The organism is Aquirufa sp. Wall-65K1 (assembly GCF_054558475.1).
In genome coordinates, this window is sequence record NZ_JBPXKD010000001.1 from 714625 (window position 1) to 729704 (window position 15080).

Annotated in this window: 11 protein-coding genes; 5 read left to right on the top strand and 6 right to left on the bottom strand. The window is 38.9% G+C overall.

Going from position 1 to position 15080, the window contains the following annotated elements:
• The first annotated feature begins 12 nt into the window (after positions 1 to 12).
• The 3 genes from ACST15_RS03205 to ACST15_RS03215 are packed head-to-tail and all read left to right on the top strand — an operon-like array spanning position 13 to position 3360.
• A complete protein-coding gene (locus tag ACST15_RS03205) occupies positions 13 to 669 on the top strand; it encodes a DUF4290 domain-containing protein (RefSeq protein WP_459453200.1) in 657 nt (218 codons plus the stop codon).
• 9 nt (positions 670 to 678) lie between these two features.
• On the top strand, positions 679 to 1986 hold the full coding sequence (gene murA / locus ACST15_RS03210; RefSeq protein WP_459453201.1) for a UDP-N-acetylglucosamine 1-carboxyvinyltransferase: 1308 nt from the start codon (positions 679 to 681) through the stop codon (positions 1984 to 1986).
• A 3-nt stretch (positions 1987 to 1989) separates the two neighbouring features.
• Entirely contained in the window at positions 1990 to 3360 is a 1371-nt protein-coding gene (locus ACST15_RS03215) for an MATE family efflux transporter (protein ID WP_459453202.1), read from the top strand.
• A gap of 156 nt (positions 3361 to 3516) precedes the next feature.
• Here the strand turns inward: ACST15_RS03215 and ACST15_RS03220 are convergent, their stop codons facing one another.
• A complete protein-coding gene (locus ACST15_RS03220; RefSeq protein ID WP_459453203.1) occupies positions 3517 to 4677 on the bottom strand; it encodes a sialidase family protein in 1161 nt (386 codons plus the stop codon).
• Between the two features lie 222 nt (positions 4678 to 4899).
• On the opposite strand from ACST15_RS03220, the gene mscL reads away from it, so the two are divergent.
• Positions 4900 to 5253, top strand: coding sequence for a large conductance mechanosensitive channel protein MscL (gene mscL, locus ACST15_RS03225; RefSeq protein WP_459453204.1), 354 nt, complete (start codon positions 4900 to 4902; stop codon positions 5251 to 5253).
• A gap of 1 nt (position 5254) precedes the next feature.
• On the opposite strand, the gene lpdA is transcribed toward mscL, so the two are convergent.
• From lpdA to ACST15_RS03250, 5 genes are all read right to left on the bottom strand, one after another.
• A complete protein-coding gene (gene lpdA / locus ACST15_RS03230; RefSeq protein WP_459453205.1) occupies positions 5255 to 6661 on the bottom strand; it encodes a dihydrolipoyl dehydrogenase in 1407 nt (468 codons plus the stop codon).
• A 47-nt stretch (positions 6662 to 6708) separates the two neighbouring features.
• Positions 6709 to 8280 carry a 2-oxoglutarate dehydrogenase complex dihydrolipoyllysine-residue succinyltransferase gene (odhB, locus tag ACST15_RS03235; RefSeq protein ID WP_459453206.1) on the bottom strand — a complete coding sequence of 524 codons (1572 nt, stop codon included), beginning with the start codon at positions 8278 to 8280 and terminating at the stop codon, positions 6709 to 6711.
• 22 nt (positions 8281 to 8302) lie between these two features.
• Positions 8303 to 11032, bottom strand: coding sequence for a 2-oxoglutarate dehydrogenase E1 component (locus tag ACST15_RS03240; protein ID WP_459453207.1), 2730 nt, complete (start codon positions 11030 to 11032; stop codon positions 8303 to 8305).
• A 245-nt stretch (positions 11033 to 11277) separates the two neighbouring features.
• Complete coding sequence (locus ACST15_RS03245; RefSeq protein ID WP_459453208.1) at positions 11278 to 12213, bottom strand: type IX secretion system membrane protein PorP/SprF; 936 nt, start codon at positions 12211 to 12213, stop codon at positions 11278 to 11280.
• Positions 12214 to 12222: 9 nt separating this feature from the next.
• On the bottom strand, positions 12223 to 13167 hold the full coding sequence (locus ACST15_RS03250) for a DUF3667 domain-containing protein (protein WP_459453209.1): 945 nt from the start codon (positions 13165 to 13167) through the stop codon (positions 12223 to 12225).
• 94 nt (positions 13168 to 13261) lie between these two features.
• Between ACST15_RS03250 and htpG the strand changes: the two genes are divergently transcribed.
• Positions 13262 to 15079 (top strand): molecular chaperone HtpG, encoded by a 1818-nt coding sequence (gene htpG / locus ACST15_RS03255; RefSeq protein ID WP_459453236.1) that lies wholly within the window; start codon positions 13262 to 13264, stop codon positions 15077 to 15079.
• Position 15080: the final 1 nt, after the last annotated feature.

The following is a 15080-nucleotide window of genomic DNA, read 5'->3' on the forward strand; positions in this document are numbered from 1 at the left end:
TGACACAACATTATGAAAGAATACGGGTCTAGTGTACAAAAATTGGTCAACTACATTCTGACGATTCAGGATCGTGAGAAAAGAACCAAATATGCCTTTCTCATGATTGAACTCATGAAACAGATTCATCCAGGCATGAAGGATAACAGCCAAGACTATTCCAAAAAGCTTTGGGATGATTTGTATATTATGTCCAACTTTCAGTTAGACGTACAAGGCCCTTATCCACCTCCATCACCAGAATCTGTTGGTAAAGCACCCAAAAAAGTGAATTATAACCAACATCACTTAAAGTTCAAACACTACGGACGTAATGTGGAATTATTGATTCTACGGGCCATTGCCGAAGAAAAAATAGAAGATAAAAAGATTTTAGTGGCCTACATAGCTCGCTTAATGAAAGGCTTTTATGTAACCTGGAATAAAGACACGGTGGATGACCAAGTTATTTGGCAAAACATCAAAGAAATGTCTGAAAACTTGTTAGGATCAATCGTTGACGAATTATCACAAGAAGGATTAGGGCATGCCAAAGTGGCCAATAATGCTCGAAATGCCTACAATGCTCCAGAATATCCAAACGGATCAAACAATAACCGTGGCGGAAATAATTATAGAAAAAACTTCAGAAATAATCGGAATTTCAATCCAAGAAATCATAAAAAATAGTTGACCCATATGGCCTCATTTAAAGTAACAGGTGGTAGAAAATTATCAGGAGAAATTACTCCTCAAGGAGCAAAGAACGAAGCATTACAAATTTTATGTGCTGTAGTTCTTACTGCTGAACCTGTCACCATACACAATATTCCCAATATCCGTGATGTCAATCAATTAATTGATTTATTGGGGGATATGGGTGTAAAAATTCGCAGATTAAGTGAATCTAGCATTGAATTTGATGCATCCCAAGTCAATATAGAATACCTAGAATCTGAGACATATAAAGCTAAAGCAGCTGCTTTACGTGGTTCTGTTATGTTATTGGGACCCACCTTGGCTCGTTTCAAAAAAGGACGTATTCCTTCACCCGGAGGTGATAAAATAGGTCGTAGAAGATTGGATACTCACTTTACTGGATTCATGAAATTGGGGGCAAAATTCAATTATAGTGCCGAAGATGGTGGATTTTATGAAGTAGATGCCTCACACCTTACCGGGGCTTATATGTTATTGGATGAAGCATCGGTTACTGGAACGGCCAATATTTTAATGGCTGCGGTTTTAGCCAAAGGGACAACCACCATTTACCATGCTGCTTGCGAACCATATATACAGCAATTATGTAAAATGCTGAATCGCATGGGTGCCAAAATTTCGGGAATTGGTTCTAATTTATTAACCATAGAAGGAGTTGAAATCTTGGGAGGAACCGAGCATACCATGTTACCTGATATGATTGAAATTGGTTCTTTCATTGGAATGGCTGCCATGACTCAATCAGAAATTACCATTAAAAACTGTAAAATTCCTGAGCTAGGTATCATTCCTGATGTTTTCCGCAAACTTGGTATCAAACTGGAATTCCGTGGAGATGATATTTTTGTTCCGGCACAAGAGCATTATGAACTAGAAAACTTCATTGACGGCTCCATGTTGACCATTTCTGATCATCCTTGGCCAGGTTTTACACCCGATTTATTATCAATCATTTTGGTAACTGCTATTCAAGCAAAAGGAACCGTATTGATCCACCAAAAAATGTTTGAAAGTAGACTTTTCTTTGTGGACCGTCTAATAGAAATGGGTGCTCAAATCATCCTGTGTGATCCTCACCGCGCTACGGTAGTAGGTTTTGACAGAAAACAAAACTTGAAAGGCATACGTATGTCCTCTCCTGATATCCGTGCTGGGGTTTCTTTATTAATTGCAGCTATGTCGGCCACAGGTACATCGATCATTGATAACATTGAGCAAATTGACCGAGGATATCAAAACATTGATACTCGCCTAAATGCTTTAGGTGCAGAAATTGTTCGAATCTAATACATGCAGGAAATTAGTCTTAGCGACAAAATTGCCAGTACGATAAAATTAGCATTACCTATTGTTATCGGACAATTAGGCGTGATGCTTATGGGTTTGGCGGACACCATTCAAGTAGGACAAATGAAAACTCAGGCCGCAGAGAGCTTGGGGGCTTCTGGCATGGCGGGTTCGATTTTCTTCACAATTGCCGTGATTGGTTTAATCTGCTTGCAGATTATTTCGCCCATGATTTCTAAAGCAGTAGCCGAGAATAATGATTCGGAATGCGGAAATCTCTTGCGAGCTGGTATTCGAGTATCCTTATTCTTATCAGTCATCACTATTTTCTTAATTGGTATTATTGGCTGGAATTATGACTTATTTCAACAAAGTGCTATCAACAAAGAATTAACCCTTCCCTATTTGGTATTAATAGCCATTTCGGTAATTCCTACCTTCCTTTTCTCAGCCTTCAAAAGCTTTTCCGACGGATTAAAACGTACGAGAATCGCCATGAATATTACCATTATCGCCTTAGTATTAAATGTTATTGGTAATCATATCTGCATTAATGGATTAGGGCCAATTCCTGCCATGGGTTTATTTGGAGCAGGTATTTCAACTTTACTTTGTCGTATATTCATGGCTGTTTGTTTAGGATTTTATATTTTCAAATCTGGGTCATTTAAAAAATATTTAGCTAAACAAGGTACAGAACATCATCATTGGGTTTTAGAAAAGACTATTCTGAAAGTGGGTATTCCATCTGGTTTTCAAGGATTTTTTGAAATCGCAACTTTTGGAATGGCTGTAGTCATGATGGGTTGGATTTCTTCAACGGCACAAGCTGCCCATATAGTGGCTATTAACATGGCATCTTTGACTTACATGATGGCCACAGGTATCGCCGCAGCAGGTGGAATTCATGTTGGCTCAGACATTGGAGAAAAAAATAGGATGGGAATTTACAAATCTGGTAATGCCGCATTACTACTTTCCATAGCTTTCATGGGAATTTGTGCCATCATCATGTTTACTGGCAAACCGTGGTTAGTACGTGGATATACCCAAGAAGCTGGAGTGATAGCTATTGCCGTCAATTTAGTTACCTGGGGAGCTATATTCCAATTATTTGATGGCATACAAGCTGTTTCCTTAGGCTTACTTCGTGGATTACAAGATGTAAATATTCCAACAGCCATAACCATATTTTCATACTGGGGGGTGGGTATTCCACTCAGTTATTATTTAGGTATTTATGGTGACTTGGGGGCTGTTGGCATATGGATAGGATTAACATGTAGCTTAATTTGCTCCGCGACATTACTCTCTTGGCGTTTTTATGCCCGTACCAAAGTCATTGATTTCGATTCTCTGAAAGTAGAAGAATAATCAAAAAACTGGTAATCTAATCTTTTGTATATTTTTTTAACGATTTCAATCGTTTGGCTAAGGACGCTTCCTTACACTTAACTGAGCTAAATCGCTAACGCTGGCAAGGTTTGGAACCTTGACAGTGTTGCTGGCCTTAGCCAAAAAATCCAATATTTACTCCCATTTTATACTGACAAATGCTATCTCCGAATAATCATTTCGCTCATATAAAACGCCTATTCGATCTTCCTCTAATTTAACAATGTCTGAGTATGCCGTAAAATCAGGAAATTTTATAGGATCATTTGTGGCATCTATTTCATGTTTGATTGGCCAAGTTAAACCTTCATCAAAACTAATTCGCAAGGTTAAATGATTTCGATTTTCGGGATCAGCAGCATTGGAAAAAGCCAATACACTTTTACCTTGGCGATATCCTAAAGATAATAAAGAACCTTCACATACCGGATCTGGCAAGGATGTTTCATAATAGGTTTTATCCCACGTTTTACCGCCATCTGAACTAATGGCTGCAATTCGGGTTTTTACATCTCCTCTTTGATTTCGCGCATTCAACAGTAATCGATTATCTGAAAGTTCAGCAGCAGTGGCCTCATTACTTCCAGGAAGTCCCAAAGACTGGCTCAATTGAAAACTTTCACCATGATTATCGGTAAAAAATCCATGTGAAACATAATCACTAAAATCTGACTTAGGCGCTCCACTAGAATGATTGGCAGCCACATATATTCGACCTCGGTATTTACCTGAACTAATTTGCATGGCATGACCAGGCGTATTTGCATAGGAGCGCCAATCCTCTACAAAATTATAAGGTTCTTGACTAGGACGATGAACAGATTTAGTCAAATTAGTAGGCTTTGACCAAGTCTTTCCATCATCTGTGGATGTGATATACCACACTTCCCTGAGACCTTTTCCTTGTCGAACTAAATTTTCGTGATTATTCCCTGTATTATAAAATAAAAAAATCCTTCCTTGAGGATATTCTGGATCCCAATAATCAACGACTGGGGCTGGATTACCGGCTTGTAAGGAATCTACATCGACGACTTTTTGTATAGCAGACCACGTCTTTCCTCCGTCTTTACTTCTTTTGGAAACAATATCAATATTCCCAAAATCGGCCGCACTTTTTTTTCTACCTTCTGCAAAAGCCAAAAGTTCGCCATGAGGCAATTTGATGATAGCTGGAATTCGAAAACTAGCATAAGAGTCTTGGCCAGATTGGAAAACCGTAACTTTCTCAGACTTTTGAGCTAAGAGTCCCGAAGAAAATAAAAAAATTGACAAGAAAATAAGTGGTGTTTTCATGGCTATAAACGATAAAATCAAATTTACTCATTTATTACTTATGAATTTGTGCAAACAATTTTCATCAAGCGATTGAAAATTAAAAAAAAATCAAGTATTTGGACTTGAATTTCGAAAGATTGATCCATGTCGCCAAGTTGAAATCTAAGCGCCAGTGGGTGTATTCGAAAAAGTTCTAAATATTTCCAGCAAATAATTTCAAATTAAATCCCTTCTCAAAAAATGAGTATCATTAAAGAATTTAAAGAATTTGCCATGAAAGGCAGTCTAATCGAAATTTCAGTTGCCTTTATCATGGGAGCTGCATTCGGTAAAGTCACCACCGCTTTCATTGATGGCGTCATAATGCCAATTGTAGGTGAGTTAACGACAGGTGTAGATTTCAAATCAATGAAATATGTCCTTAGAGAGGCTCAATACGATGCTAGTGGCAAAATTTTAAGTCCGGAAAACGCTATTCAATACGGTAATTTCGTCACCATTTTCATCGACTTTATTTTAGTCGCATTTGTGATGTTTTTACTTATTAAAATGACCAACCGCTTTAAATCTTCAGAAGCAAAGGCAAGCGAGTAAATTAAGCGTGAATAGCTCGTTTGCTAGTTGCTGCTAAACAAGCTTCTTTCATGGCTTCCGTGTAGGTAGGATGGGCATGTGACATACGTGCCACATCTTCTGCACTTGCCCTGAATTCCATTGCTACCACTGCCTCTGCAATCATATCGGCAGCACGAGCACCAATGATATGAACTCCTAAGATTTCATCTGTTTGGGCATCAGCTAATACTTTTACTAGACCATCTACATCCATGGAGGCTACGGCGCGTCCCAAAGCCTTAAATGGAAAAGAACCATCTTTGTAGGCAATACCTGCCGCCTTGAGCTCTTGCTCTGTTTTACCCACAGCGGCTACCTCTGGCCAAGTATAAACTACTCCAGGAATCAAATTATAATTAATATGGGGCTTTTGTCCAGCAATTACCTCAGCCACAAATACACCTTCTTCCTCTGCCTTATGCGCTAACATTGCTCCTCGAATCAAATCACCAATGGCATAGATGCCTGGAACGGATGTTTGTAAGGTGTGCTCATCAACGGCAATTCTTCCTCTTTCATCGACTTGCAAACCTGCCGCAGCTAAATTCAAACCTTCCGTATAAGGCTTACGACCAATACATACCAAACAATAATCTCCTTTAATTTCTACGGCTTCACCTGCCGCGTTTTTAGCCTTAACCACTACCTCTTTCCCTTTATTTTCAGCCCCAGTAACCTGGTGAGAAAAGTAAAAATCAGCTCCCAACTTGGCAATTGATTTCTGCAATTCCTTTCCCATGGTTCTATCCATGGTTGGAATCATGCCTTCAGCATATTCCACGAAACTAACCTTAGAACCTAAGCGAGCATAAACAGAACCTAACTCCGCTCCAATTACACCTGCTCCAATCACAATCAAGTGTTTTGGTATTTCTTTTAATTTCAATGCCTCAGTTGAGGTAATGATTCGCGTTTTATCCACAGGAATAAAAGGCAAAATGGTAGGTTTGGAACCAGTTGCCACAATGATATTCTTGGCACTTAGCAATTCCTCTTTTCCATCAGCTTGGCTAACCTTCACCACTTTGGCACTTTCAAATGAACCTAAACCATGAAAAACCGTTACCTTATTTTTCTTCATTAAAAATGAAATACCACCATTCATTTTTTCCACCACACCGGCTTTTCTGGCAATCATTTTTTCCAAATCAACTTTGGGTTTCCCTCCTACTATTCCATGTTCTTCAAAATGATGAATGGCATTGTAATAATGTTCTGAAGAATCCAATAAAGCTTTGGAAGGAATGCAACCTACGTTTAAGCAGGTACCACCCATGACAGCATATTTTTCAATAATGGCAGTTTTAAACCCTAATTGGGCCGCACGAATGGCTGCAACATAACCACCAGGACCTGAACCAATAACGACAACATCAAATTCTAACATAAGGCAATGGAAAAAAGGAATAGGCCTCTAAAGGCCTATTCACGTTGTTAAATATCTAATAATAAACGAGCAGGATCTTCCAACAACTGCTTGACACGTACTAAAAAGCTAACCGATTCACGACCATCAATGATGCGGTGATCATAGGATAAAGCTAAGTACATCATAGGTCTAATCACAATTTGACCATCCACCACAACAGGACGCTCCACAATATTGTGCATACCTAAAATAGCTACTTGTGGGGCATTGATAATCGGAGTGGACATCATAGATCCAAATACACCACCATTGGTGATAGTAAAGGTTCCTCCCGTCATTTCTTCTAAACTCAACTTATTATCTCTTGCTTTCACAGCTAAACGAACTACTTCGGCTTCGATTCCAGCTAAACTTAGGTTTTCAGCATTGCGAATAACAGGGACTACTAAACCTTTAGGTGCAGACACTGCGATGGAAATATCACAAAAATCATGGAATACCATTTCATCTCCATCAATCTTCGCATTGACAGAAGGAAACTCCTTAAGCGCCACACAAACGGCTTTAGTGAAAAAGGACATAAAGCCTAATCCAACACCATGCTTTTCTTTAAACTTATCTTTGTACTTCGAACGCAAATCCATTACTGGCTTCATATCCACCTCATTAAAGGTAGTCAGCATAGCCGTTTCATTTTTTACAGCTACCAATCGACGAGCCACTGTCTTACGTAATGAAGACATTTTTTCACGACGAGAAGCCCGAGCATCGCTAGATGAACTAGCAACTACAGCAGGTGCTGGTGCAGAAGCTGCTGCTGGTGCAGGTGGGGCTACCTGGGCATTTTGAGCATCGTCTTTCGTAATTCTACCACCAACTCCTGTTCCTGCTACTTGTGAAGCAGCAATTCCTTTTTCGTCCAATATTTTCGCAGCGGCCGGAGAAGGATGTCCTGCAGCATAAGAAGCTGCTGTAGAAAGAGTCGTAGCACCTGCTACGACTGTAGCGGGTGAAGTAGGAGTCGTAGCAGGTGCTACGACTGTGCCAGGTGCTACGGCTGTGCCAGATGCTCCAACTGTGATGGTAGCTAAAATACCACCGATAGGCACTACAGCCCCAGATTCTGCCACGATATTTAAAACACCAGCTGACTCAGCAGGTAATTCAAAAGTAGCCTTATCTGATTCTAATTCACATAAAACCTCATCTAACGCAACAGTATCACCTGTTTTTTTATTCCAAACAGATACGGTCACTTCAGAAATGGACTCACCCACTGGAGGTACCTTAACTTCCAATACTTTACCTTCGGTAGCAGCAGCAGGAGCAGCAGATGCTACTGGTGCTGGACTTGGAGTTTCTACCGCGGCAGGCACTGGAGCTGGAGCAGAGGCTTGAGCGCCAACTACTTCAATGGTGCAAATAACAGCGCCAATTGGTAAAACATCACCTTCTTTCGCTACTATATGCAGTACACCTTCCGCTTCTGCTGGCAATTCAAAAGTTGCCTTATCTGACTCCAATTCACAAAGAACTTCATCCAACTTCACTATATCACCCTCTTTCTTATTCCATGTAGCAACGGTAACTTCCGTAATCGATTCGCCCACAGCGGGCACTTTCATTTCTATGGCCATTGTTGTTCGGCTTTTATTTTAATTATTCAAACGCTTTATTTATCAAGGCAGCTTGCTCTTCTGCATGTACCTTTAAGAATCCTGTGGCAGGAGATGCACTCTTTTTACGTGCTACCAAACCTTTGAATTTAGTCCAACCAAATTCACGAATAATATAAGACCAATAGCCCATGTTTTCTGGTTCTTCCTGAACAAAATACACATCGGCATTTTTGTATTGAGCTATTTCCTTTTCTATTTGAGCCGTTGGTAGTGGGTGCAATTGTTCAATTCGAATAATCGCCACATCTTTACGAGCATCTTTTTCTTGTTTTTCTAGTAGGTCAAAATACACTTTTCCACTGCACAATAACACTTTTTTAACCTTTGCTTTTTCAGCAAAACTATCCCCAATGACCTCTTGGAATTTACCTTTAGTGAAGGCTTCAATTGGAGAAACCACCTTAGGATGACGGAAAATCGATTTAGGAGACATAACCACCAATGGTTTACGGAATTCCCAAGTCAATTGTCGACGTAAGGCATGGAAAATATTGGCAGGTGTTGTCAAATTAGCTACCACCATATTGTTCTCTGAAGCTAATTGCAAGAAACGTTCTGGGCGAGCATTGGAGTGCTCGGGACCTTGCCCTTCATAACCATGAGGCAATAGCATTACCAAACCATTTTGTGTTCCCCATTTTGATTCATGTGAACTTACAAATTGGTCAATCATGGTCTGTGCACCATTGGCAAAATCACCAAATTGGGCTTCCCAAATCACTAAAGCATCTGGATTAGCCAATGCATACCCAAATTCAAATCCTAAAACACCATATTCAGAAAGCAAGGAATTGAAAATTTGCATCTTCTCTTGTCCTTCTTTTATATGATCTAAATTACAATAATTACTATTCGTATTGGCATCATGCAATACCGCATGGCGATGAGAGAATGTACCACGTTGAACATCTTGACCTGATAAACGTACCGTTTTTCCTTCGGCCAAAATTGAGCCATAAGCTAATAATTCAGCTGTTGCCCAATTTAATTCTCCCTTTTCAAAATACGATTTACGGTCAGCAATAACCTTTTCAATTTGCTTCAATGCAACAAAACCAGCTGGTAAAGTGGTTATAGCCTTGGCCACCAAATCAATCGTTGATTTATTTATCGCTGTATTGGGTGAGCTAGCAAAATCTCCTTCTTTGGAGAAACGCAAAGTAGACCATTTATTATCCAACTTTAAGGGAACATAGGGAGGCTTTACTTTTTGTTTGACCATATCCAAGCGAGCCTGCAATTCCGCCTTAAATTCGGAATCCATCTGACTGGCTAATTTGGCATCAATATCACCACGCTTGATTAATGTTTGTGTATAAATCTCTCTTGGATTTGGGTGATTGGTGATGTTGGCATACAAAGTAGGTTGAGTAAAACGTGGCTCATCCGACTCGTTGTGACCGTTTCTACGGTAACATACCATATCAACAAATACATCACGACCAAACTCCTGACGGAATTCTGCTGCCATGCGTGACACAAAAACAACTGCCTCAGGGTCATCGCCATTTACGTGAAATACAGGAGCATCGATGATTTTAGCAACATCGGTACAATATATGGCCGAACGAGCATCCTCAAAATCCGTTGTGAATCCTACTTGATTATTGATGACAAAGTGAATGGTTCCTCCGGTAGAATAACCCTTCAATTTAGCCATTTGAGTTACCTCATAAACAATACCCTGACCTGCTAAAGCCGCATCTCCATGTATTAAAATGGGTAATACTTGGGAATAATCTCCCTCATAATGGGCATCGGCACTAGCCCGACAAAAACCTTCAACCAAGGGATTAACCGCTTCTAGGTGAGAAGGATTGGGTGCCAATTTCAAAGAAATCTCATTTCCATTAGGGCTTGTATGCTGACTAGAATATCCTAAGTGGTATTTTACATCACCATCTCCATGAATTTGGTCAGGAACATTTCCTTCAAATCCATCAAAAATAGCCTCATAAGATTTATGCATGATGTTGGCCAACACATTTAAGCGACCACGGTGAGCCATACCTATCATGGCTTGCTTCACCCCAGAATCAGCCGCTTTGTTGATGATAGCGTCTAAACCGGCAATCGTGCTCTCTCCTCCCTCTAAACCGAAACGCTTCTGACCTAAATATTTAGTTCCTAAGAAATTTTCAAATACAACCGCCTCATTCAGCTTTTGTAAAATTTGCTTTTTCTCTTCTATCGAAGGCATAAATGACAATGCCTCTTTTTCTATTTTATTTCTTAACCACTCTTTAACACGAACTTCACGAATGTAGGAATACTCAAAACCTATGGAACCTGCGTATATTTTATCTAAAACTTCGCAAATCTTGCGTAAAGTAGCTGGACCTATACCCAAGAAACTACCTGCCTGAAATACGGTATCTAAATCTGCTTCGGAAAGTGAATAATCCTTAATTTCTAAGCGAGGCTGACGATCTTTGCGGGCACGAACCGGATTGGTTTTAGAAAGCAAATGTCCTCTAGAACGAAAAGCCTTTATCAAGCTGATAACTGACATTTCTTTTTGAACATGCGAACTATCCAAGGCAGCACCTGAAGACGAAGCGCCTTCTCCTTGCCAAGTTTGAGCAAACTCAAAACCCTTGAAAAAATCTCTCCAAGAACTGTCTACTGAATTGGGGTCAACTCTATACGCATCAAACAAGTCAGAAATAACCTGTGTATCAGCATTGGCAACGTAGGAAAATGAATCCATAATGTAAAATCTGGCCTATATCCAGAAAAGTTTCAAACGTTATTGATTGGATAAATTTATTTAATCTTGTCTAAAAAAATCTTCGCAATTTACGAAGGGGATTATAATTATCCCCAAAAAAATTGGGGTTTTTTCCCGTTTAGAGCACAAATTTCCAAGGATTTATGCCGCAACTTGCAAGGCCAAAAAAAATCTTTAAATTTTATTATTATATCTATGGATAATCAAATTATTTACCCGAATACCTAGGGTCTAAAATTGGCTATCTTCCCATTCCCTAAATCTATCTCATACCTCATAAAAATTTGATGATAAGCAGAGACTGCCGTTTGCGTCGTACTAGTTCCTGTATTGTTCGTACCTGGCGCATAATACACCGAATTCCTTCCTAAAAAATCATAGGCATAACCCACTCGGAAATTTCTTCCCAATGGAACTTCCACACTGCCCAACAATGCCTCATTGGAAAACTCAGATCCCGTATTTTGCCACCAAATACCCAAACCCACTTTTTCTTGCCACCAAAAAACGGCATGTAAATCTACCCTAGTCTCCTCGTATTGTTGACGAGCAAGTGCACCCAGTTTCAGCAAATTCCCTTTTCCTGCATCCATTTGATAAGCAATTTTGGCATAAATTGGATTGGGATTTGACCATCCTAAATCTCGTAAACTTTGAGTTGGACGACTAAGTCCTAACTCCAATCGGTCATACTGATAAGAAATACCAAAACCGATGCTTCCTCCAAACTCAGATGTCCCATTTCTTCCCAAAATAGGATATTGATTCAAACCTAAATTAAGACCTAGTTGTAATCCCTGACCTTTTCCAATGACAAATCGCTTGGCTACCAATCCAGCAAGACCTAAATTGGCTGCTACTCCGCCTCCCAAAGGTCCGTAGGATTGATCCGTATTGTAGGCCAAAAAACCTATCCCCCATTTTTCTTGACGGATGGGCATATCAAAACTGAAATATTGCTGCGATGAAGTTGCTCCTCCGGTTTGTTGGAATAAAGGTTTTCTACGAAATATACCCGTCACAGAAGCCACACCTTTTCCACCTGCATCAGCAGGATTAATGGACAAGGGAATAAATGGGTATACCATGCGTAATGATTCTTGCTGAGCCTTCAAACAGACCCAACTTAAACAAAAAACTCCCAGCAGAATGAGGCGCATATGCTTGATTTATAAACTAAAAAATGAAAATAGAACCAGAGAAATAAACAAAATGAAAACAAATACGAATTGTAAACTAAAAGTTGCTGCAAACAATCCAATCGACTTAACGCCTTTCAATTGATAAAAGTTTGTAAAACTTCGATAATAAAAATATATCCAAGCGATCACCAAGAAACTTTTTACCACATTAAGGAAGTCCCATGATAAGGCTAATTGAATTAGGTCAAATACATTTCTTAAAAACAGAACAATGAACCAACTCGTAGCCATATGTAACACAAATATACCATGGTGCATGAAGTAAAAATGTTTCCTTCGAATAAAGATGCACTGCAAAATCAAGGCTAGGATGGGTATGGTTACAAATAAAACTTGGGACATTTTGTGCGTAACGCCATCATACAAAGCACGGTAAAACTGCTTACTGTCTGGATACTTTTTTTGTAACTCAAAATAATGAACAAGTATATTTTGAAAAAGTGGAGAATCTCGCGCTGATTCTGGCTTATCTAATTGGCTTTTTTTATAACGCTGAAGCTCATTTGAATTCAAATAAGTATCACGTTTATCTACCTTTACTTGAAAGGAGGCCACCTCTATGGCCTTGGTATCTTTACTCCAAGTAAATTGTAAGGGCTCAAAGACATAAAATAAAGTCAAAAAGAAAAAGGCTGAAGTAAACAGGTAAAAGCGGATGGGATGCAAATAACTACTTCGTTTACCTAATAAATAAGCCTGGGTTAAACTTCCAGGTTGTAAAAATAAGGTTTTACAAGTCTTAAATAAGGCCCCATCAAAATGGGTGATATCTTCCACAAAATGAATCATTAAAGACAAAAATGATTCATAGGGTTCCCTATTTTCTTGTCCACAATGAGAACAGTAACGAGCTGTTACTTCTTTCCCACAATTGAGACAATTGCTTTCACTTCGTATGATGCTTTTCGACATAATTACTGACAATATGACACCTCCATCAAATTTGGATTCGTTTTTGTTAATCCTCCAACAAATTAAAGATTTTTAATCACTCCTCATGAACAATATGAAAGAAACAGGTAATATCTCCATTCACACCGAGAACATTTTTCCGATCATTAAAAAATTCCTCTATTCGGATCACGAAATTTTTCTTCGTGAATTAGTCTCTAATGCGGTAGATGCCAGTCAAAAAATCAAGAGATTAAGCTCCATTGGAGAATTCAATGGCGAATTAGGTGAATTGAAAGTCAAAGTAAGTTTTGACAAAGAGGCGAAAACTATCACCATTTCCGACAATGGAATTGGTATGACAGCCGAAGAAATAAAAAAATACATCAACCAAATTGCCTTTTCTGGCGCCACCGAGTTTGTAGAAAAATACAAGGATAAAGGTGACGACAAAGGAATCATTGGCCATTTTGGTCTAGGATTTTACTCTGCCTTCATGGTAGCATCCGAAGTGGAAATTATTTCAAAATCACATCAAGAGGGCGCTGAAGCTGCTCAGTGGATTTGTGATGGATCTACTGAATATAGCATCAATTCCGCTGAAAAAGCCGAAAGGGGAACCGACATCATCTTGCACATTGCCGAAGATTCTGAGGAATTTTTAGATGAGTTCCGTTTGAAATCCATCCTAGAAAAATATGGTAAATTTTTACCTATACCGATAGAATTCCAAGATAAAATCATCAATAATCCTTCTCCACTTTGGACTAAATCTCCGTCTGAATTAAGCGATGAAGATTACTTGAAATTTTACGAAGAATTATATCCATTTCAAGAGAAACCATTATTTTGGATTCATCTCAATGTAGATTATCCATTCAATTTGACTGGAATTCTATATTTCCCAAAAGTGAAAAATGAGTTCCAATTGCAGCGTGAAAAAATTCAGTTGTACAGTCGCCAAGTATTCATAACAGATGAGGTAAAAGACATTGTACCAGAGTTTTTAATGCTCTTGCATGGGGTAATCGACTCCCCAGATATCCCTTTAAATGTTTCGAGAAGTTTCTTGCAGGCGGATTCTAATGTAAAGAAAATCAATAGCTATATCACAAAAAAGGTAGCTGATAAATTACAAGAGCTATTCAAATCTGACAGACCTGGCTTTGAAGAAAAATTTGCTAATATTGGCTTATTCATCAAATATGGAATGATTTCGGATGAAAAGTTTTTTGAAAAAGCAAAAGATTTCTGCTTGGTCGAAAACACGGCTAATAAGCTTTTCACCTTGGATGAATATGCCGAGGAAGTTCAAGCTTTACAAACAGATAAAGATGGTCAGAAAGTGTATTTATACACCACAGACGTACAGCAACAAGATGCCTTTATTCAATCCGCCATTCAAAAAGGGTATTCCGTATTAAAAATGGACTCCATGATTGATGCCCATTTCATTAATCAAATGGAATCAAAAATTGAAAAAACGCAGTGGAAACGCGTGGATGCAGATTCCATTGATAAATTAATCGACACAGGTATCCAATTGGAGGCGGTGTTGACAGATGATCAAAAAAATACGGTAAAGGCAATTTTTGAAGAAACGCTGAACGACAAACAAAAACAGGTGAGTGTTGAGGCTATGTCGCCGGATGAATTACCTGCCATTGTAACACAAAATGAATTCATGCGTCGAATGAGCGATATGTCTAAAACAGGTGGTGGCGGTATGGGTATGTTTGGTAATATGCCAATGACCTATCAAATTACCATCAATGCCAACCACCCATTGATCAATAAATTGATTGAATTACCATCAGAGGATGAAAAGAAAAATTTAGCGAAGCAAATTGCTGATTTGGCTTTATTATCTCAAAATCTATTAACTGGAGCGGATCTAACCGCATTTATTAAGAGGACGGTTAGTGGATTTTAAT

Coding starts and splice junctions, on each gene's coding strand:
- ACST15_RS03205 (WP_459453200.1), top strand. CDS start 13: ATGAAAGAATACGGGTCTAGTGTACAAAAATTGGTCAACTACATTCTG.
- murA (WP_459453201.1), top strand. CDS start 679: ATGGCCTCATTTAAAGTAACAGGTGGTAGAAAATTATCAGGAGAAATT.
- ACST15_RS03215 (WP_459453202.1), top strand. CDS start 1,990: ATGCAGGAAATTAGTCTTAGCGACAAAATTGCCAGTACGATAAAATTA.
- ACST15_RS03220 (WP_459453203.1), bottom strand. CDS start 4,677: ATGAAAACACCACTTATTTTCTTGTCAATTTTTTTATTTTCTTCGGGA.
- mscL (WP_459453204.1), top strand. CDS start 4,900: ATGAGTATCATTAAAGAATTTAAAGAATTTGCCATGAAAGGCAGTCTA.
- lpdA (WP_459453205.1), bottom strand. CDS start 6,661: ATGTTAGAATTTGATGTTGTCGTTATTGGTTCAGGTCCTGGTGGTTAT.
- odhB (WP_459453206.1), bottom strand. CDS start 8,280: ATGGCCATAGAAATGAAAGTGCCCGCTGTGGGCGAATCGATTACGGAA.
- ACST15_RS03240 (WP_459453207.1), bottom strand. CDS start 11,032: ATGGATTCATTTTCCTACGTTGCCAATGCTGATACACAGGTTATTTCT.
- ACST15_RS03245 (WP_459453208.1), bottom strand. CDS start 12,213: ATGCGCCTCATTCTGCTGGGAGTTTTTTGTTTAAGTTGGGTCTGTTTG.
- ACST15_RS03250 (WP_459453209.1), bottom strand. CDS start 13,167: ATGTCGAAAAGCATCATACGAAGTGAAAGCAATTGTCTCAATTGTGGG.
- htpG (WP_459453236.1), top strand. CDS start 13,262: ATGAAAGAAACAGGTAATATCTCCATTCACACCGAGAACATTTTTCCG.